This window comes from Vibrio sp. 10N.247.310.24, from assembly GCF_041467175.1.
GTDB lineage: Bacteria > Pseudomonadota > Gammaproteobacteria > Enterobacterales > Vibrionaceae > Vibrio > Vibrio tasmaniensis_A.
In genome coordinates this window covers 25,459-45,382 of sequence record NZ_JBFSUD010000017.1, presented here as the reverse complement: position 1 = coordinate 45,382, position 19,924 = coordinate 25,459, and the positions used below count along the sequence as shown (strand labels likewise).

The window sequence follows — 19,924 nt, the reverse complement described above, 5'->3', positions numbered from 1 at the left end:
CTAGGAATTAATATGTTTCAGATTCTAAAAGCAGAAAAAATGATCGACTTTATGCGTTGGTCAAAGGTTGCCTTTTTATTCTCAATCTTGATGATTGGTACTGCCATCTTTACCTTAACAACGAAATCGTTGAATTGGGGTCTAGATTTTACCGGTGGTACGCTGATTGAAGTGGGTTTTGAGCAACCAGCAAACCTACCTGATATCCGTAGTGCACTAGAAGCGGAAGGTTTCGGTGATGCAACGGTACAGAACTTTGGTTCTGCACGTGAGGTCATGGTTCGTTTACGTCCACGTGACGGTGTTGCTGGCGAAACGCTTGGTAACCAGATCCTGTCTGCAATTAAAGATGGTACTGGTGAGCAAGTTGAGATGCGTCGTATCGAGTTCGTTGGCCCTAATGTGGGTGACGAGCTAACAGAAGCGGGTGGCCTTGCTATCCTTGTTTCTCTGATCTGTATCTTGATCTATGTGTCAGTGCGATTCGAATGGCGTTTGGCAGCAGGTGCAGTATTAGCACTGGCGCACGACGTTATCATCACACTGGGCGTGTTCTCTCTAATGCAAATTGAGGTGGATCTTACCATCGTAGCAGCCTTGCTAACGGTAGTCGGTTACTCCCTCAACGATACCATAGTCGTATTTGACCGTATTCGTGAGAACTTCCGCAAGATGCGTAAGGGTGAAGCACCTGAAGTATTGAACAGCTCAATCACACAAACATTGAGCCGTACATTGATTACTTCTGGTACAACGTTATTCGTAGTTATCGCGCTGTTCGCTCAGGGCGGTGCTATGATTCACGGCTTCGCGACTGCACTTCTATTGGGTATTACCGTTGGTACTTATTCTTCTATCTACGTTGCATCTGCACTCGCTATGAAGTTGGGTATTACGCGTGAACACCTAATGCCACCACAAGTGGATAAAGAAGGTGAAGAGTTTGACGAAATGCCTTAGGCCGCGGCTTAACAACTTTCGCTAAACCAAAAAAACCGCTGGGCAACTAGCGGTTTTTTTATGTCTGTATATTGTGGGTTAGCTTTTGTATCCGACTGAACATTGCCGTATTTGCCAATACCAATACCAATACCAATACCAATACCAATACCAATACCAATACCAAGTGCCAAAGTAGCTAAGTCACTATCTAGTGGCGATCTAAATACAGCTTACAGAGCAGTGATTTGTGCTCACTGTAACTAACCGACATTTTGGTCGTATCTCGTATCGCGGATACAAAAAAGCCCCGCATAGCGAGGCTTTGAAAATCTTCTGCTCTTAACTAAAGAGCATTAACGCAAGGTCTGAATTACTTCAGCATACCTTCGTTAGAGTTCTCACGAACGTGCTTAAGAATAGACTTAACACCACGCGCGCTTGAAGCTACAACATTACCAGACGTCATGTAATCAGTGCCGCCAGCAAAGTCAGTCATGATAGCACCAGCTTCACGAGCGATTAGATCGCCAGCTGCTAGATCCCATGGCTTAAGGCCTAGTTCTAGGTAACCGTCAACACGGCCAGCTGCTAGGTAACATAGGTCAAGAGCTGGAGAACCAGTACGACGGAAATCAGCACAATCAACGAATAGACCAGAGATGATCTTCATGAAAGATTCAGAGTGTTGTTTTTGCTTGAATGGGAAACCAGTCGCTAGAACAGTACCTTGAAGGTCTTTAAGTTGAGTAACACGCATACGAGCGTTGTTAAGTTGAGCGCCAGCGCCACGTTGAGCTGTGAATAGCTCGTTTAGCATTGGGTCATAAACACAAGCAACTTCTGTACGACCGTTCATGCGAACAGCGATAGATACAGAGAAGTGAGGGAAACCTTTTACAAAGTTGTTGGTGCCATCTAGTGGGTCAACGATCCATTGTACGTCAGAATCTTTACCTTCAGTTAGGCCTGACTCTTCAGAAATAATGCTGTGCTCTGGGTAAGATGATTTGATTGTCTCAATGATCATGTACTCAGCTTCTTGAGCAATGTTAGTAACGTAATCGTTGTTACCTTTTAGAGACGATTCGATCTTATCAGTTGTTTCTAGAGATTTAGCAATATGGTTGCCAGCTTTACGCGCAGCGCGTATCGCAATGTTTAGCATTGGATGCATATGGTTTTTCCCACAAGATGTTAAAGAACAGTTTAAAGCGGCGGCGAGTATACCAAAGTTTCCCCAAAAGGGAAGTGGTTATTTTTTGAACTCTTGATTTCACATTCCGAGAAGGGTCTGACCATTTTACTTAGCTATGTGTTAATATCTCGCGATTATTTTTAAAGTGGTGTCATATAGCATGTTAGACAATGTAAAAGTCGTTCTGGTTGGTACGTCTCATTCGGGAAATATCGGATCAGCAGCTCGCGCAATGAAAGTGATGGGTTTGAGTCAGTTAGTTCTTGTAGACCCTCAATGTGAAGTTGACGAGCAGACCTTAGCACTGGCTGCGGGTGCAGGTGACATCGCGGAAAACGCGACCATCGTTTCTACACTGGATGAAGCAGTAAAAGACTGTGGTTTGGTGGTTGGTTCGAGTGCACGCTCTCGTACGCTTGAATGGCCAATGCTTGAGCCGCGTGAATGTGGACAAAAATTTGCAGTTGAAGGTCAAAAGCACCCTGTAGCGTTAGTGTTCGGCCGTGAGCGTACTGGCTTAACCAATGATGAGCTTCAGAAGTGTCATTTCCATGTATGTATTCCTGCAAACCCAGAATACAGCTCACTAAACCTAGCAATGGCAGTACAGACTCTTAGCTATGAAGTGCGTGTAGCACACCTTGATATGGTGGCGAGCCAGTACCAGCCGCAGCAACAAGATGAGTACCCTCGTCACGAAGAACTAGAAATGTTCTATGAGCACCTTGAAAAAGTGATCATTGATACCCAATTTATCTCTAAGGATAAGCCGGGTCAGGTGATGAATAAGCTACGTCGTTTGTTCAGTCGAGCTCGTCCAGAGCTGCAAGAGATCAACACTCTACGCGGCATTTTGACTTCAATTGAGAAGAGCAAAAACGACAAATAAAGCCCATACAAACCTTAAGGGTGAATACCTGACTAAAATAGTCAACTAAATACTTGACCAATTTAGTCGGGTATGGGAAAATTCCAACCACATAAACAATGTGGATACGGTGTGATATGAAACTTACATCTAAAGGAAGATATGCGGTAACAGCTATGCTAGATGTAGCACTGCATTCGCAAAAAAGCCCAGTTCCCCTGGCTGATATTTCAGAGCGACAAGGCATCTCGTTATCTTACTTAGAACAACTTTTTTCTAAGTTACGTAAAGCTGGCTTGGTTGCTAGTGTTCGTGGTCCTGGCGGTGGTTACCGTTTAGGTGCTGAAGCGAGCGACATCGCTGTCGGAACTGTAATTGCTGCAGTTGACGAATCAGTCGATGCAACTAAGTGTCACGGTCGAGCAGATTGCCAAGGTGGTACTCGTTGTTTAACTCACACTTTATGGCGTGATTTAAGCTCCCGAATCAGCAGCTTCTTAAACGACATTACGCTCGGTGAGCTAATGAAAGATAACGAAGTTTTAGAAATTTCTGATCGTCAAGATATCGATCTTGCGGTTAATAATGGTTTTGCACATAAAAATACGAGCACTACAACGATTAGTGCAGCACCTCACGGTGTTAATGCCCGCTCTTAGCGGTCAGTTTTTACATTGGAGTAGAAAATGAAACTGCCTATTTACTTTGACTATTCAGCTACATGCCCAGTCGATCCACGTGTTGCTGAAAAAATGGTTCAGTGCATGACGATGGACGGTAACTTCGGTAACCCTGCATCTCGTTCACACCGTTACGGCTGGCAGGCAGAAGAATCAGTAGATAATGCTCGTGAGCAAATTGCCGATCTACTAAATGCAGACCCACGTGAGATTGTTTTCACGTCAGGTGCTACAGAGTCAGATAACCTTGCTATCAAAGGTGCTGCGCACTTTTACGAGAAGAAAGGTAAGCACGTAATCACGTGCAAAACAGAACACAAAGCGGTTCTTGATCCATGTCGCCAATTAGAGCGTGAAGGCTTTGAGGTGACATACCTTGAGCCAGAAGCAAACGGCATCATTGATCTAGACAAGCTACAAGCTGCAATGCGTGAAGATACTGTTCTAGTTTCTATCATGCACGTAAACAACGAGATTGGTGTAATCCAAGATATCGGTGCAATCGGCGAATTATGTCGTGCACGCAAGATCATCTTCCACGTTGATGCGGCGCAGTCTGCGGGTAAAATCCCACTAGACGTAAAAGAGATGAAAGTTGATCTTATCTCTATGTCTGCACACAAAGCATACGGCCCTAAAGGCATCGGTGCTTTGTACGTTCGTCGTAAGCCACGTATTCGCCTTGAAGCGCAAATGCACGGTGGCGGTCATGAACGTGGTTTCCGTTCTGGTACGCTTGCTACTCACCAAATCGTGGGTATGGGCGAAGCGTTTGCTATCGCTAAGCAAGACATGCAGAAAGATTACGATCACGCACTAGCACTTCGTGAGCGCCTATTGAAAGGTGTTCAAGATCTAGAAGCAGTAACCGTAAACGGCGACTTAGACCAACGTGTACCACACAACCTAAACGTGAGCTTTGCTTTCGTTGAAGGTGAATCTCTGCTTATGTCTTTAAAAGACCTAGCGGTATCATCAGGTTCTGCATGTACATCAGCAAGCCTAGAGCCTTCATACGTTCTACGTGCTCTTGGTCTGAACGATGAACTGGCACACAGCTCAGTACGTTTCTCATTCGGCCGTTTCACAACGGAAGAAGAAATCGACTACGCGATTGCACAAATCCGTGTAGCGGTAAACAAATTACGCGACATGTCTCCTCTATGGGATATGTATAAAGAAGGGATTGATTTGAACACTGTTGAGTGGGCTCATCACTAATCTCACGGAAATAGAGGATTCGAGGTAACTATCATGGCATATAGCGAAAAAGTAATTGATCACTACGAAAACCCACGTAATGTAGGTTCGTTTGATAAAGAAGACCCAAGTGTAGGTAGCGGCATGGTTGGCGCACCGGCTTGTGGTGACGTAATGAAACTGCAAATCAAAGTATCTGCAGAAGGTATTATTGAAGACGCAAAATTCAAGACTTACGGTTGCGGTAGCGCAATCGCTTCTAGCTCACTAGTAACTGAGTGGGTTAAAGGTAAAAGTATTGATGAAGCAGCTGCAATCAAAAACTCTGAAATCGCAGAAGAGCTTGAGTTGCCACCAGTGAAAGTTCACTGTTCAATTCTTGCTGAAGATGCAATCAAAGCAGCTGTTGCGGATTACAAAAAGAAGCACTAATCGCTTCAATAACGTAATTACGTCGACAAAAAAGTAATATTTGGGAGCATCCTTTGTGCTCCCCCTGAGTTCTCAATTTATATAAAACACAAGGTTGTAGTATGGCCATCACCATGACAGATACGGCAGCAAGCCGAGTTCAAGCTTTCCTAGATAACCGTGGTAAAGGTCTCGGGTTACGCTTAGCAGTAAAAACTACTGGCTGTTCGGGTATGGCGTATGTACTGGAATTCGTTGACGAGCTTAACGAAGAAGACGAAGTGTTTGAGCATTCAGGTGTTAAGGTCATCATTGATCCAAAGAGCCTAGTATACCTTGATGGTACTGAGCTTGATTATGTAAAAGAAGGCCTAAACGAAGGTTTTGAATTCAACAACCCGAACGCGAAAGGCGAATGTGGTTGTGGTGAGAGCTTCAATGTTTAAACGCTTGAATCGTTAAGCGTTGTAAGCGAAGAATAAAATTAGGCTCTGAACAAAGAGCCTAAACTTAGGACCACCTTTACATGAATCATTTCGAATTATTTGGGCTACCACTTCAGTTTCAACTGGATGGTAGCCTTCTTTCTTCTCAGTTTAGAGATCTGCAACGCCAATTCCATCCTGATAAATTTGCGATAGCTTCTGAGCGTGACCGCTTATTAGCCGTGCAAAAAGCGGCACAGATCAACGATGCGTACCAGGTATTGAAGAATCCAATCAGCCGAGCAGAATACCTGCTAGTTCAACACGGTGAAGACATTCGTGGCGAACAACAAACCATGCAAGATCCGATGTTCCTGATGGAGCAGATGGAATTGCGTGAAGAGCTAGAAGACATCGCAGACAGTTCTGATCCCGAAGATGCGCTATTTGCATTTGAAGGCAAGGTTAGCAAAATGTATAAACAACAATTAAGCGCTATCCAACAAGAACTCGAAAGCGAAGCTTGGCTAGAAGCTGCAGACCGAGTAAGAAAGCTTAAGTTTATTGCAAAATTAAAGAATGAAATCGAATTAGTTGAAGATCGTTTGATCGGCTAGTTTGTATAACAAGGACACATCCATGGCACTACTTCAGATTGCAGAACCAGGGCAAAGCGCCGCTCCTCACCAGCACAAGCTTGCTGTGGGTATTGATTTAGGTACAACAAACTCGTTGGTTGCTGCAGTACGCAGTGGCGAGGCGAGCACACTCGTTGATCAACAAGGTCGAAGCATTTTACCTTCAGTTGTTCACTATACGTCAGAGTCGTACACCACTGGCGATGAAGCTCGTGCTAACGCGCAGACTGACCCTAAAAATACCATTATCTCAGTTAAGCGATTAATCGGTCGTTCACTGTCAGATATTCAACAGCGATACCCGTCTCTGCCATATCAGTTTGAAGAAAGTGATAATGGTTTACCTGTGATCCGTACAGAACAAGGCAACAAGAACCCAATCCAGGTTTCTGCTGATATTCTACGAGCGCTTGGCCAACGTGCTGAGTCTACGCTAGGCGGTGAGTTATCTGGCGCCGTAATTACGGTTCCTGCGTATTTTGATGATGCACAGCGTGCTGGTACGAAAGACGCGGCTCAACTTGCTGGTCTTCACGTGTTACGTCTTCTTAATGAACCTACTGCGGCAGCGATTGCTTACGGTCTGGATTCAGGTAAAGAAGGGGTGATTGCGGTTTATGACCTTGGCGGTGGCACGTTTGATATCTCTATCTTACGCCTGTCTAAAGGTGTTTTTGAAGTATTAGCAACGGGTGGCGACTCTGCATTAGGCGGAGACGACTTTGACCACTTGATCGCAGAGCACTTCCAAGAGCAAATGGGCTTATCAGAGCTAACCGCAGAACAGAATCGTATTCTTCTAGATGCAGCAACAGAAGCGAAGATTGGCTTATCTGAAGCTGAAAGCGTTAATGTTGAAGTTTTGGGTTGGGCTGGTTCATTAACTCGTGAAGAGTTTGAAGAGATCATCAAGCCGCTTGTGAAGAAAACACTGCTTTCATGTCGTCGTGCATTGAAAGATGCCGAAGTTGACGCGGATGATGTTCTAGAAGTCGTGATGGTCGGCGGTTCAACTCGTACATTGCTTGTACGTGAAATGGTCGGTGACTTTTTTGGTCGTACGCCATTAACCAGTATTAACCCAGATGAAGTGGTTGCGATTGGCGCTTCTATCCAAGCGGATATCTTAGTCGGCAACAAGCCTGACTCTGAAATGCTGCTGCTTGATGTTATTCCTCTTTCCCTAGGTATCGAAACCATGGGTGGCTTGGTCGAAAAGATCATTCCACGCAATACCACGATCCCTGTAGCTCGCGCACAAGAATTTACTACATTCAAAGACGGTCAAACTGCAATGACAGTGCACACCGTGCAAGGCGAGCGCGAAATGGTCGACGACTGTCGTTCATTGGCTCGTTTTGCTCTAAAAGGTATTCCACCAATGGCGGCTGGTGCGGCGCATATTCGTGTGACTTACCAAGTAGACGCTGATGGCCTGCTATCGGTTACTGCTATGGAGAAGAGCACAGGTGTTCAAGCTGAAATTCAGGTTAAACCGTCTTACGGCTTAAGCGACAATGAAGTGGCGAGCATGCTGAAAGATTCGATGACGTTTGCTAAAGAAGACATGCAAGCGCGTGCTCTCGCTGAGCAACGTGTAGAAGCAGATCGTGTTATCGAAGGCCTTATTGCAGCAATGCAAGCGGATGGCGATGAGCTGCTTGATGAGCAAGAAAATCAGCACCTTCTGCAAGCTATTGAAGCACTGATTGAAGTGCGCAATGGCGAAAGCGCTGATGCCATCGAACTAGAAATTAAGAATACCGACAAAGCGAGCCAAGACTTTGCTTCTCGTCGTATGGATAAATCAATTCGAGCTGCACTGTCAGGTCAGTCAGTCGATAATATTTAATAGTTAGAGAATAGATAAACATGCCAAAGATTATTGTTTTACCTCACGAAGATCTATGTCCAGAAGGCGCTGTTTTAGAAGCAAAAACTGGTGAGACGGTTCTTGATGTTGCACTGAAGGCCGGTATTGGTATTGAACACGCATGTGAGAAGTCGTGTGCATGTACTACATGTCACGTCGTGATTCGTGAAGGTTTCGACTCATTAGAAGAGAGTGATGACCTAGAAGACGACATGCTAGATAAAGCATGGGGTTTAGAGATGGAATCTCGCCTTGGTTGCCAAGCTAAAGTGGCTGATTCGGATCTTGTTGTAGAGATTCCAAAGTACACATTGAACTTAGCTTCTGAAGAGCATTAAGAAATAAGCTCGACTAAAACTGTTAGTAAAACTGGCATAGAATATAAGTCACTAAGATGACAAATCGTCGCTGATAAAGATAAGGAAATGTTATGAGTTTGAAATGGATTGATTCGCGAGATATTGCGATTGAACTATGTGATTTATACCCAGATACCGATCCTAAAACAGTACGCTTCACGGACTTGCATCAATGGGTGCTAGATCTTGAAGATTTTGATGATGAGCCGAATCACTCGAATGAGAAAATTCTAGAGGCCATTATATTGTGCTGGATGGATGAGATGGATTAATCCTCTTGTCTAATCACTTGGTCGCGGGTTGGTATCAGTCCAATGTAAAACGCAGTCAAGTTAACAATTCTTACTAAAAAAAGCGGACCTTATGGTCCGTTTTTTTATCAAAATGACATTTTCCTCCTACATAATGCTAACATCAGTGCGCTAATAAAAAACAATCAGAATCACATACTCAAAGTGGTTCATGACAAGGAGAAATCATGTCTACACAGATGTCAGTATTTTTAAGTCAAGAAGCTGCCCAGCCTCAGTGGGGAGCAAGAGCTATTTTATCGTTCTCAGAAGCGGGAGCGACAATTCACATTGGTGAAGGCCACGATCTAGGCGCGGTTCAACGTGCGGGTCGTACGCTTGACGGACAAGGTATCGCATTGGTTGCACTTAGCGGTGAAGGCTGGGATCTAGAAAGCGTTTGGGCTTTTTACCAAGGCTACCGTGGACCAAAGAAAAAAAATGCATTGGAGTGGGATGCTCTAGCTGAAGCTGATCAAGTTGAATTAGAAGCACGTATCCGCGCGACAGATTGGACTCGTGACATCATCAACAAAACGGCAGAAGAAGTTGCCCCTCGTCAATTAGCGACAATGGCAGCTGAATACATCAAATCAGTGGCTCCTGCGGGCACCGTTAAAGCGAAAATCGTTAAAGACAAAGATCTCCTAACTGAAGGTTGGGAAGGCATCTATGCGGTAGGCCGCGGCTCTGAGCGTACTTCAGCAATGCTTCAATTGGACTTCAACCCAACCGGTGATGAAAACGCACCCGTGTTTGCTTGTCTTGTGGGTAAAGGTATCACTTTCGACTCAGGCGGTTACAGCATCAAGCCAGGTCAATTCATGACAGCAATGAAGGCTGACATGGGTGGCGCAGCGACTATTACCGGTGGTTTAGGTCTAGCGATTGAACGTGGCCTGAACAAGCGCATTAAGCTTATCCTATGTTGTGCAGAGAATATGATCTCTGGTCGTGCATTGAAGCTCGGCGACATCATTACTTACAAAAATGGTAAGACTGTCGAGATCATGAATACCGATGCGGAAGGTCGTTTAGTTTTAGCTGATGGCCTGATGTTCGCAAGCGCTCAGAATCCAGAGTTGATCATCGACTGTGCAACGCTAACAGGCGCGGCTAAAAATGCATTAGGTAACGACTACCACGCATTATTGAGCTTTGATGATGAGTTGTCTCATCAAGCACTAACGGCTGCGAACCAAGAGAAAGAAGGTCTATGGCCATTGCCTCTTGCTGATTTCCACCGTGGTATGTTGCCTTCAAACTTTGCTGATCTTTCAAACATCAGCTCTGGTGATTACACTCCGGGTGCAAGTACAGCTGCCGCGTTCCTTTCTTACTTTGTAGATGACTACAAAAAAGGTTGGATTCACATGGATTGCGCGGGTACTTACCGCAAGTCATCAAGTGATAAGTGGGCAGCAGGCGCGACTGGTATGGGTGTTCGTACACTGGCTCGTCTTCTTATCGACCAAGCAAAATAATAATAAGAGTGAGCGGTATTTCGATACCGCTTATTCATAAACTCAGATCGAATGATCTTAGTAATTTCAGTATTTAATAACAAAAAAATGAAGTGAAGGAATCCCTATGGCTCTAGAAAGAACGTTCTCAATTGTTAAGCCGGATGCAGTTAAGCGTAACCTTGTCGGTGAAATCTACCACCGCATCGAAAAGGCTGGCCTAGAAATTATTGCTGCTAAAATGGTTCGTCTTACTGAAGAACAAGCAAGTGGCTTCTACGCAGAACACGAAGGCAAAGAATTCTTTCCGGCTCTTAAAGAGTTTATGACTTCTGGTCCTATCATGGTTCAAGTACTTGAAGGCGAAAACGCGATTGCTCGTTACCGTGAATTGATGGGCAAAACAAACCCAGAAGAAGCTGCATGCGGCACTATCCGTGCTGACTACGCAATCAGCATGCGTTACAACTCAGTACACGGCAGTGATAGCCCTGAATCTGCGGCTCGCGAAATCGAATTCTTCTTCCCAGAATCTGAAATTTGCCCGCGTCCAGCTGAATAAGCAGACAACAGCAAATATCAATAAAGGCTTCACTTCGGTGAAGCCTTTTTCGTTTCTGATGGATTATGGAAAAAGAGGTGTAGTGAAAGCGAGATTCCAGATACCTCGTTCCTCGGTTCTGGAATGACGAACAAGTCGCGTTAGTAGGAGGTCGGAGAGGGTGCGAGTATTAGGTGGTTAAAGCCCGTCATTCCCGAAAGCGACGGAGGAGCGTAATCGGGAATCTCTCTTTGAATTGGCCGAACTTAAGCAGGTAAATTTGACTGTGTAAATTTTAATCACTTAAGTTTGAATGTCTTAGTAAACACAAGGTTTTACAGTGCTTGTTGAAGTTGCGTAAAGGCTGTACAATTCGCGCCCTTAATTATTGTTCCGTCATTGAGAGGCATCATGACCACAGCTAAAGTCAATCTACTCGATTTTGATCGTAAAGGTCTTCGTAAATTTTTCACAGAAGAACTGAATGAGAAAGCGTTTCGAGCAGAGCAAGTGATGAAGTGGATTTATCACTTCGGTGTCGATGACTTCGAACAAATGAACAACATCAACAAAAAGTTACGTGAGAAACTGCTGCATCGCTGTGAGATTGTTGCACCTATCGTTTCTGAAGCTCAGCACTCTGCGGATGGCACCATTAAATGGGCGATGAGCGTTGGTGACCAAGACGTTGAGACTGTATACATCCCAGATGGTGACCGTGCGACGCTATGTGTATCTTCGCAAGTAGGCTGTGCGCTTGAATGTAAATTCTGCTCTACAGCTCAACAAGGCTTCAACCGTAACCTGAAAGTTTCAGAGATCGTTGGTCAAATCTGGCGTGCAGCACGTGAAATCGGTTTAGAGAAAGAAACGGGTCGTCGTCCAATTACTAACGTCGTAATGATGGGTATGGGTGAGCCTCTACTAAACATGAAGAACCTAATTCCATCATTGGAGCTGATGCTTGATGATCTAGGTTTCTCACTGTCTAAGCGTCGTGTAACCGTATCAACATCTGGTGTTGTTTCTGGTCTTGATCAGATGACAGATAACATTGATGTAGCTCTGGCGATCTCTCTACACGCACCAAACGATGCACTACGTAGCCAAATCATGCCAATCAACGACCGTTGGGATATTCAAGACTTCCTAGCATCGGTTCGTCGCTACATTGCTTCTTCAAATGCTAACCGCGGCAAAGTAACGGTTGAGTACGTTCTGTTGGATCATGTGAATGATGATATGGACCATGCTCGTGAACTTGCTGAGCTAATGAAAGATACGCCTTGTAAGATCAACTTGATTCCATTTAACCCTTATCCGGGGTCGCCTTATAAGAAGCCAAGCAACTCTCGTATTGATCGCTTCCAAAAAACGCTGATGGAATACAACTACACAGTAACGGTTCGTAAAACTCGTGGTGATGATATTGATGCCGCATGTGGTCAGCTGGTTGGTGATGTTATTGATAGAACCAAGCGTACTAAAATGCTGAAAGCCGCCTCTGAAGCTAACTTGATCGCAGGTGATGTGATTCAAGTAAAAGCGGTTTAAATACCATTTAGATCTAAACAAGCCAGAAGGATTCCTTCTGGCTTGTTGCTTTTCTGGAAGGTGAATTTCCAATAATTGGATTTTTTCCCCATGCTTTCTTACATTTTTCGTCAAATTTTGGACAAAACCATGAGCTGACGGTAAATTTTGTTTAAAGTGTTTTTGCCTTGCAATGGCATTAGCTTATGATTAACTCATCTTAAATTAATTTAAGTGCTCGCTTGTTACCCGATAATCGTCAATGTGTCTATTTAGGTTGGCTACTTGATAAACTAGCTTCCTGAGAAGGTCATCCATAGTCAATGGGTGATGTTCGTCTTTAAGGGTTGATGATTTAGATAACAGGAAAAATTCCACATAAAGTGGGTTGTTAGATTGAGCTTAAACGACAATAAAAATGCTCTCATCAACCTGCGATAATACTTTAGAAGTTCACTCTCTATGAACACAGAACACGAAACACAAACAAAAGAAACTGTCGCTCCAGAAATCGAAGCGGGAACGCTGCTTAAAAATAAACGAGAATCTCTTGGTTTAACACAAAAGCAGATTTCTGATCGTTTAAAGCTGCGCGTTACGCTGATCCAACAAATTGAAGAAAACCAATTCGAGTCAGATCAAGTTGCCACCTTTATGCGTGGCTACATTCGTTCATACGCGAAATACGTCAATCTTGACGAAAAGGTCGTATTGAGCGCGCTCCATCATGCTGGTGACGCTCAACATCAAGAACAAGAAATGTTGAGCTTTTCTCGTAAGACTAAAACCGAGAAGCACAACAGCCGTATTATGATCCTTACTTGGAGCATTTTTGCGGTAATTGCGGGTATCTCCTCACTGTGGTGGTGGCAGAACCAACAACAAGACACCCTATCTCAATCTTTAGCTAATACTGAAAGCTCAGAAGAGCTAGCTGTAGAAGAATCACTTGCCCCTGAATTCACCTCTTTAGAAGTGATTGAAGCTGAACAAAATGAAGAGGGTACTTCTGTAGTTGAAGATACTGATGACCTTGCTGCGATAAGCGATGCGGAAGATTCTGTTACTTCAACTGACGAAACTACTGCACAGCAAGCAACAGAGACAGAACCAACTGCTGAAGTTGCTGTTAATACTGAAATTGCTGTTAATGCAGAAGCTGTTGAAGCAAGCACTGCGCCTGAAGCTGTGATTAACGAGTTAGTGATGCAGTTCTCTGCTGATTGCTGGATCCAAGTGAAAGATGCTTCGGGCAAAACCTTGTCGACTGGCATCAAAAAAGCAGGCCAGTCGTTAAATCTATCAGGAACTGCGCCATATAAAGTGATTCTAGGTGCGCCAGAGGGCGTATCGATGACATTTGCAAGTGAACCTGTCGACCTTTCTGGGTATACTTCAGGCAAAGTAGCTAGAATAACCTTACCTTAGAGTTAATATGCAACACGAATCTCCTATTATTCGTCGCAAATCAACCCGTATTTATGTGGGTGATGTGCCGATCGGTGATGGTGCACCAATTGCTGTGCAATCCATGACCAACACAAGAACAACAGATGTAGCCGCGACCGTTGCTCAAATTAGAGCTCTGGAAAAAGTTGGCGCTGATATCGTTCGCGTATCTGTACCGACTATGGATGCAGCTGAAGCCTTTAAGCTAATCAAGCAGCAGGTCTCTGTTCCTTTGGTTGCTGATATTCACTTCGACTACCGTATCGCACTTAAAGTGGCTGAATACGGCGTTGACTGTCTGCGTATCAACCCAGGTAACATCGGTAACGAAAGCCGCATTCGCTCTGTTGTGGATTGTGCTCGTGATATGAATATCCCGATTCGTATTGGTGTTAACGGTGGTTCTCTTGAAAAAGAGATCCAAGAGAAATACACAGAGCCTACAGCAGAAGCGCTTGTTGAATCTGCAATGCGTCACGTCGACATCCTAGACCGTTTGAACTTTGATCAATTTAAAGTCAGCGTTAAGGCGTCTGATGTATTCCTAGCCGTCGGTTCTTACCGTTTGCTTGCTAAGCAGATTGATCAACCTCTTCACCTTGGCATTACCGAAGCGGGTGGTGCGCGTGCAGGTTCTGTGAAGTCAGCGGTAGGTTTAGGCATGCTTCTCTCTGAAGGTATCGGCGATACGCTGCGTATCTCGTTAGCGGCTGATCCTGTTGAAGAGATCAAAGTTGGCTTTGATATTCTTAAATCTTTGCGCATTCGCTCGCGTGGCATCAACTTCATTGCGTGCCCGAGCTGTTCTCGTCAAGAGTTCGATGTTATTAACACCGTTAATGCCCTTGAAGAGCGCCTAGAAGACGTGATTACTCCAATGGATGTATCTATCATCGGTTGTGTGGTTAACGGCCCTGGTGAAGCTGAAGTGTCTCACTTAGGTCTAGCTGGTAGTGCACGTAAGAGTGCTTTTTACGAAGACGGTAAGCGTCAGAAAGAGCGCTTCGATAACGATGACCTTGTCGACAAACTTGAAGCTAAGATTCGTGCAAAAGCATCAGTGCTTGATAAAGCAAATCGCATTGATGTAGAAAACTTAGAAGATTAATACAACGCGATGGGGTGTGATTGTCTATTCGCACTGATACCTGGTCGTGAGAAATTACGGAATAAATACTGTGGCTAAAAATATCCAAGCAATTCGAGGCATGAACGACTGCCTTCCAACTCAATCACCACTGTGGCAGAAAGTAGAAAGCGCAGTTAAAAGTGTGGTGAGCGCATACGGTTACAACGAAGTACGTATGCCTATCGTTGAAGAAACAAACTTATTTAGCCGTGCGGTTGGTGAAGAGACTGATGTTGTTTCTAAAGAGATGTATACCTTTGATGACCGCAATGGTGACAGCCTAACGCTGCGTCCAGAAGGAACAGCAGGTTGTGTACGTTCATGTATTCAAAACAGCCTTATTAACCGTGATGAACAGCGCCTATGGTACATGGGCCCGATGTTCCGTCACGAGCGTCCTCAAAAAGGTCGTTACCGTCAATTCCACCAATGTGGTGTTGAAGTGTTTGGCCTAGATGGTCCAGACGTTGACGCAGAACTTATTATGATGACAGCACGTCTATGGCGTGAACTAGGTATCGATAAGCACGTTCGTCTTGAATTGAACTCAATCGGTTCTCAAGAAGATCGCGTAAGCTACCGTACTGCGTTAGTGTCTTTCCTTGAGCAACACATTGATGTGCTAGATGAAGACTGTAAACGTCGCATGCACACTAACCCTCTACGTGTTTTGGATACTAAGAACCCGGATGTTCAAGCGATCTTAGGTGACGCACCTCGACTATCTGAATATTTAGGTGAAGAATCGAAGCAACATTTTGCTGGTTTGTGTGAACTTCTTGACGCTGTTGGTATCGAATACCAAGTTAATGAGCGTCTAGTACGTGGCCTAGATTACTACAACCGCACAGTATTTGAGTGGATCACTGACAGTCTTGGTGCTCAAGGTACTGTTTGTGGCGGCGGTCGTTACGATGGTCTTGTTGAGCAACTAGGCGGCAAAGCAACCAATGCTGTTGGCTTCGCAATGGGTCTAGAGCGTCTGGTTCTTATGATGGAAACGCTAGAGCTTACAGAAGTTCGTCGTAGCGTTGACGTATACGTGGTTGCTGCTGGCGAAGGTACTATGATCGCGGGCATGCAGTTAGCGAATCAATTACGCGACACCGTTGAAGGCGTACGTGTAATGAACCACTTCGGTGGTGGTAACTTCAAGAAGCAATTCAAACGTGCTGACAAAGTAGGGGCTGTTGTGGCGCTGGTACTTGGTGAGAACGAAGTTGCTGACAATACAGTTGTGCTAAAAGATTTGGTTGGCGGCGAGCAAGAAACCGTGTCTCAAACGGAAGTTGCAGAGAAAGTTGCTGCGCTAATCTAATTAGCCATTGAGCAAACGCTCATCATGAATATCAACGTCAGCACTATGCTGGCGTTTAAAGAATTAAAGAGGACAGGAAGTGGAACTTTACGATAGCGAAGAGCAACAAGTTGAAGCCATTAAAGATTGGTGGAAAGAGAACGGCAAAGCCGTAATCTTTGGTGCGGTTATTGGTTTAGGTGGCCTATTTGGTTGGCGCTATTACCAAGATTCAGTCGTTGAAGCGCGTGAAGCCGCTTCAGAAAGCTACACCTCTGCAATCTCAGCTCTAGATGCTAAAGGCGTTGATGCTCAATCTGATATTCAAGCTTTCATCGACGCAAACAAAGACGCTGAATATTCAGTACTTGCTGCTATGCAATTAGCAAAAGCGCAAGTTCAAGCGGGTGACCTTACAGCTGCACTAGAACAACTTGAGTGGGCAAAATCGGCAACTAAGGACGCGGCATTAGCGCCACTACTGACTTACCGTGTTGCTCGTATCAAAGCTGAGCAAGGTGAATTTGACGCAGCATTGACTGATCTTGAAGCGATGACTGACGAATCTTGGAAAGGCCGTGTTGCTGAACTGCGTGGTGATATCTCACTTCGTAAAGGCGACACAGATGCAGCTTACAGTGCATACTCTGAAGCTCAACAAGCTGCTGATGCGAGCCAAACGCTTCAAATCAAACTTGACGACCTAGCTAAATAAGGCGCTTTGAATGAAGAAGATGTTTCCAAAAGCGGCGTTGTGTGCGATTGCTCTTGGCCTGCTAGCGGGCTGTGCAAGTGAAGAGGACACCGTAATCATGGCACCAGTACCAACGGTAAACAGCGAGTTTACTCCTAGCCAGGAATGGTCTACGTCGGTTGGTGATGGTGTTGGTCACTACTTTTCAAAACTAACGCCGGAATTGGCTTACGACAAAGTATTTGTTGCAAGCCGTGAAGGTATGGTTAAAGCGCTTGACCCTGAAACAGGTAAAGAGCTTTGGAAAGTCGATCTTGAGAAAGAAGTACTGGCTCGTTTATCGGGTGGCTTAACGGCAGCTTACGGTAAGGTATTTGTTGGTTCTGAAAATGGCGAAGTGATCGCGCTGGATGAATCAACCGGTGAAGAGCTGTGGCGTGTATCAGTGAATGGTGAGGTGCTTGCATCCCCTGCAACTGAAAGCAACATGGTTATTGTTCATACCAGTCGTGGCATGTTGACCGCGTTAGATCAAGAAAGCGGTGAGCAAAAATGGACCATTAGTACTGAAGTACCAAGCCTAACACTTCGTGGCGATAGCTCGCCTGTTACTGTTTCTGGTGGTGTATTCTGGGGTACGGCAAATGGTCGTTTAGCCGCAGCTATCGTTGATCGTGGTCAGCTTATTTGGCAACAGCCGGTTGGCACGCCAAAAGGCGCAACGGAAATTGATCGTTTAGTTGATGTTGATGCATCACCGGTTGTTCTTGGCGGTACCCTATATACCGTAGGTATCAATGGTCAACTGATTGCTATCGATCTTCGTTCTGGTAAGCCAGTTTGGAAACGTAACTACTCGTCAGCGATTGATTTAGCGAGTGATGGTAGCCGTTTGTTCGTTGTGACTGACAAAGACCATGTGGTTGCGGTTGATGCGCGTAGTGGTACTGAACTGTGGAGCACTCCATTGTTAGAAAACCGCTTACTGACAGCACCTGCTATTATTAATGGTTATGTGGTTGTTGGTGATACTGAAGGTTATCTGCACTGGTTAGATCGTTCATCGGGTGAGTTTGTTGCTCAACAGTTGGTCGATGATAGCGGCTTTGCGGTTGCGCCAATTGAAATGCCTGAAGGCTACTTAGTGACGACTCGCAATGGCGATGTAAAGAAACTAACGATTAGCCAATAAAAGCGTGATATAATTCACAGTCGGCTCCTGGTTGGTAACAGCTAGGAGCCGTTTTGTTGTTATAAATTAATAAACCGTGTGGTTATAGGTAAGAGTTTAAACTTGCGATCAAGTGCTTACCTATAACTACATTTAGAGAAGAAATTGTAGAGGTTGTTATGGTACCTGTTGTTGCTCTAGTAGGGCGTCCGAACGTAGGTAAATCTACGTTATTTAACCGATTGACTCGAACTCGTGATGCATTGGTTGCGGATTTCCCTGGCTTAACGCGTGACCGTAAATACGGTCATGCTCATTTTAGCGAGCATGACTTTATTGTTATCGACACTGGTGGTATCGACGGTACCGAAGAAGGTGTTGAAACTAAAATGGCTGAACAGTCGCTAGCGGCGATTGATGAAGCTGATGTCGTTCTATTTATGGTAGATGGCCGTGCGGGTCTAACACCTTCAGACGTAGCTATTGCTAAGCACCTTCGTCAACTAGAAAAGCCTTCAATGCTAGTAGTAAACAAGGTTGATGGTATCGACCCTGATGCTGCAAGTGCTGATTTCTGGCAACTAGGCGTAGAAGACATGTACCAAATCGCTGCAGCGCACGGTCGTGGTGTAACTGCGTTGATTGATCTTGCTCTAAACCCATTCGCTGAAGCGTTAAAAGCTGAGAATGGCGAAGTAAGCGATTTAACTGAATTTGAAGACGAAGAAGAAGAGCAAGTTGATTTCACTGAAGAAGAAGCGGAAGAAGAATTCAAGCGCCTTCAAGATCAACCGATTAAGCTAGCGATCATTGGTCGTCCTAACGTAGGTAAATCAACACTAACTAACCGTATTCTTGGTGAAGAACGTGTTGTTGTTTACGATATGCCAGGTACAACTCGTGACTCTATCTACATTCCGATGCAGCGTGATGAGCGTGAATACGTTCTGATTGATACTGCGGGTGTTCGTCGCCGTAAAAATATCAACGAAACAGTTGAGAAGTTCTCAGTGGTTAAAACACTGAAAGCGATTGAAGATGCTAACGTTGTATTACTGCTTATCGATGCTCGCGAGAACATCTCAGATCAAGATCTAAGCTTGTTAGGCTTTGCGTTGAATGCTGGTCGTTCAATTGTTATTGCCGTAAACAAGTGGGATGGCCTAGATAACGACGTTAAAGATCGTGTTAAGAAAGAACTAGATCGTCGTTTAGGTTTCGTTGATTTCGCACGTATTCACTTTATCTCTGCACTTCACGGTACTGGTGTTGGTCACTTGTTTGAGTCTGTTCAAGAAGCTTATAAGTCAGCAACGACTCGTGTTGGTACTTCTGTACTTACTCGTATCATGAAGATGGCGACTGATGATCACCAACCACCTATGGTTCGTGGTCGTCGTGTTAAATTGAAATACGCGCACGCTGGTGGCTACAACCCACCGATTATCGTTATCCACGGTAACCAAGTACGTAACTTGCCAGATTCATACAAACGATTCTTGATGAACTACTACCGTCGTTCACTAGAAATTATGGGTACACCTATTCGCATTCAATTCCAGAACAGCGAGAACCCATTTGAAGCTAAGACTAACAAGCTGACAATTTCTCAAGAACGTAAACGTAAACGTATGATGAGCATGGTTAAAGGTCGTAAGTAAACCTTTCCAATAGATTTGATACCCGAGCCTGTCTCGGGTATTTTTTTAAGTAAAATTCACGTTATCTGATAATCGCGTCTTTGATTCCGTTATCAGCTAGCGACT

Annotated in this window: 21 protein-coding genes; 19 read left to right on the top strand and 2 right to left on the bottom strand. The window is 44.7% G+C overall.

Going from position 1 to position 19,924, the window contains the following annotated elements; all coding sequences use genetic code 11:
• Window positions 1–12: 12 nt before the first annotated feature.
• Complete coding sequence (secF, locus tag AB6E08_RS07875; RefSeq protein ID WP_004735089.1) at window positions 13–960, top strand: protein translocase subunit SecF; 948 nt, start codon at window positions 13–15, stop codon at window positions 958–960.
• 8 nt (window positions 961–968) lie between these two features.
• On the opposite strand, the gene AB6E08_RS07870 is transcribed toward secF, so the two are convergent.
• Together AB6E08_RS07870 and suhB are read right to left on the bottom strand one after the other, a co-directional pair.
• Window positions 969–1,133 (bottom strand): hypothetical protein, encoded by a 165-nt coding sequence (locus AB6E08_RS07870; protein WP_199861937.1) that lies wholly within the window; start codon window positions 1,131–1,133, stop codon window positions 969–971.
• A 179-nt stretch (window positions 1,134–1,312) separates the two neighbouring features.
• Window positions 1,313–2,116 carry an inositol-1-monophosphatase gene (suhB, locus tag AB6E08_RS07865; RefSeq protein ID WP_009848284.1) on the bottom strand — a complete coding sequence of 268 codons (804 nt, stop codon included), beginning with the start codon at window positions 2,114–2,116 and terminating at the stop codon, window positions 1,313–1,315.
• A 181-nt stretch (window positions 2,117–2,297) separates the two neighbouring features.
• Between suhB and trmJ the strand changes: the two genes are divergently transcribed.
• From trmJ to der, 18 genes are all read left to right on the top strand, one after another.
• The gene (gene trmJ / locus AB6E08_RS07860; protein ID WP_004735091.1) at window positions 2,298–3,026 is read left to right on the top strand and encodes a tRNA (cytosine(32)/uridine(32)-2'-O)-methyltransferase TrmJ; all 729 of its coding nucleotides are present in this window, start codon (window positions 2,298–2,300) and stop codon (window positions 3,024–3,026) included.
• Window positions 3,027–3,142: 116 nt separating this feature from the next.
• Entirely contained in the window at window positions 3,143–3,664 is a 522-nt protein-coding gene (gene iscR / locus AB6E08_RS07855; protein ID WP_012603310.1) for a Fe-S cluster assembly transcriptional regulator IscR, read from the top strand.
• Window positions 3,665–3,691: 27 nt separating this feature from the next.
• Entirely contained in the window at window positions 3,692–4,906 is a 1,215-nt protein-coding gene (locus AB6E08_RS07850) for an IscS subfamily cysteine desulfurase (RefSeq protein WP_009848287.1), read from the top strand.
• 33 nt (window positions 4,907–4,939) lie between these two features.
• Window positions 4,940–5,317 (top strand): Fe-S cluster assembly scaffold IscU, encoded by a 378-nt coding sequence (iscU, locus tag AB6E08_RS07845; protein WP_004735094.1) that lies wholly within the window; start codon window positions 4,940–4,942, stop codon window positions 5,315–5,317.
• A 101-nt stretch (window positions 5,318–5,418) separates the two neighbouring features.
• Window positions 5,419–5,742 carry an iron-sulfur cluster assembly protein IscA gene (gene iscA, locus AB6E08_RS07840; protein WP_004735095.1) on the top strand — a complete coding sequence of 108 codons (324 nt, stop codon included), beginning with the start codon at window positions 5,419–5,421 and terminating at the stop codon, window positions 5,740–5,742.
• A gap of 80 nt (window positions 5,743–5,822) precedes the next feature.
• Window positions 5,823–6,338 (top strand): co-chaperone HscB, encoded by a 516-nt coding sequence (gene hscB, locus AB6E08_RS07835; protein ID WP_009848288.1) that lies wholly within the window; start codon window positions 5,823–5,825, stop codon window positions 6,336–6,338.
• A 22-nt stretch (window positions 6,339–6,360) separates the two neighbouring features.
• Complete coding sequence (gene hscA, locus AB6E08_RS07830) at window positions 6,361–8,211, top strand: Fe-S protein assembly chaperone HscA (protein WP_371995818.1); 1,851 nt, start codon at window positions 6,361–6,363, stop codon at window positions 8,209–8,211.
• Between the two features lie 20 nt (window positions 8,212–8,231).
• Entirely contained in the window at window positions 8,232–8,570 is a 339-nt protein-coding gene (gene fdx / locus AB6E08_RS07825; RefSeq protein ID WP_017098073.1) for an ISC system 2Fe-2S type ferredoxin, read from the top strand.
• A 92-nt stretch (window positions 8,571–8,662) separates the two neighbouring features.
• Complete coding sequence (iscX, locus tag AB6E08_RS07820) at window positions 8,663–8,863, top strand: Fe-S cluster assembly protein IscX (protein ID WP_004735099.1); 201 nt, start codon at window positions 8,663–8,665, stop codon at window positions 8,861–8,863.
• 206 nt (window positions 8,864–9,069) lie between these two features.
• Window positions 9,070–10,365, top strand: a complete 1,296-nt coding sequence (pepB, locus tag AB6E08_RS07815; RefSeq protein ID WP_017098071.1) for an aminopeptidase PepB — start codon at window positions 9,070–9,072, stop codon at window positions 10,363–10,365.
• A gap of 106 nt (window positions 10,366–10,471) precedes the next feature.
• On the top strand, window positions 10,472–10,906 hold the full coding sequence (ndk, locus tag AB6E08_RS07810; protein WP_010440533.1) for a nucleoside-diphosphate kinase: 435 nt from the start codon (window positions 10,472–10,474) through the stop codon (window positions 10,904–10,906).
• A 390-nt stretch (window positions 10,907–11,296) separates the two neighbouring features.
• Complete coding sequence (locus AB6E08_RS07805) at window positions 11,297–12,439, top strand: bifunctional tRNA (adenosine(37)-C2)-methyltransferase TrmG/ribosomal RNA large subunit methyltransferase RlmN (RefSeq protein ID WP_009848292.1); 1,143 nt, start codon at window positions 11,297–11,299, stop codon at window positions 12,437–12,439.
• A gap of 441 nt (window positions 12,440–12,880) precedes the next feature.
• A complete protein-coding gene (gene rodZ, locus AB6E08_RS07800) occupies window positions 12,881–13,846 on the top strand; it encodes a cytoskeleton protein RodZ (RefSeq protein ID WP_371995820.1) in 966 nt (321 codons plus the stop codon).
• Between the two features lie 7 nt (window positions 13,847–13,853).
• Complete coding sequence (ispG, locus tag AB6E08_RS07795) at window positions 13,854–14,975, top strand: flavodoxin-dependent (E)-4-hydroxy-3-methylbut-2-enyl-diphosphate synthase (RefSeq protein WP_009848294.1); 1,122 nt, start codon at window positions 13,854–13,856, stop codon at window positions 14,973–14,975.
• 70 nt (window positions 14,976–15,045) lie between these two features.
• The gene (gene hisS, locus AB6E08_RS07790; protein ID WP_371995821.1) at window positions 15,046–16,314 is read left to right on the top strand and encodes a histidine--tRNA ligase; all 1,269 of its coding nucleotides are present in this window, start codon (window positions 15,046–15,048) and stop codon (window positions 16,312–16,314) included.
• Window positions 16,315–16,393: 79 nt separating this feature from the next.
• Window positions 16,394–17,008, top strand: a complete 615-nt coding sequence (locus AB6E08_RS07785) for a YfgM family protein (RefSeq protein ID WP_065678454.1) — start codon at window positions 16,394–16,396, stop codon at window positions 17,006–17,008.
• A 10-nt stretch (window positions 17,009–17,018) separates the two neighbouring features.
• Window positions 17,019–18,179 (top strand): outer membrane protein assembly factor BamB, encoded by a 1,161-nt coding sequence (gene bamB, locus AB6E08_RS07780; protein WP_009848297.1) that lies wholly within the window; start codon window positions 17,019–17,021, stop codon window positions 18,177–18,179.
• 158 nt (window positions 18,180–18,337) lie between these two features.
• On the top strand, window positions 18,338–19,819 hold the full coding sequence (gene der, locus AB6E08_RS07775) for a ribosome biogenesis GTPase Der (RefSeq protein ID WP_010440555.1): 1,482 nt from the start codon (window positions 18,338–18,340) through the stop codon (window positions 19,817–19,819).
• Window positions 19,820–19,924 lie beyond the last annotated feature (105 nt).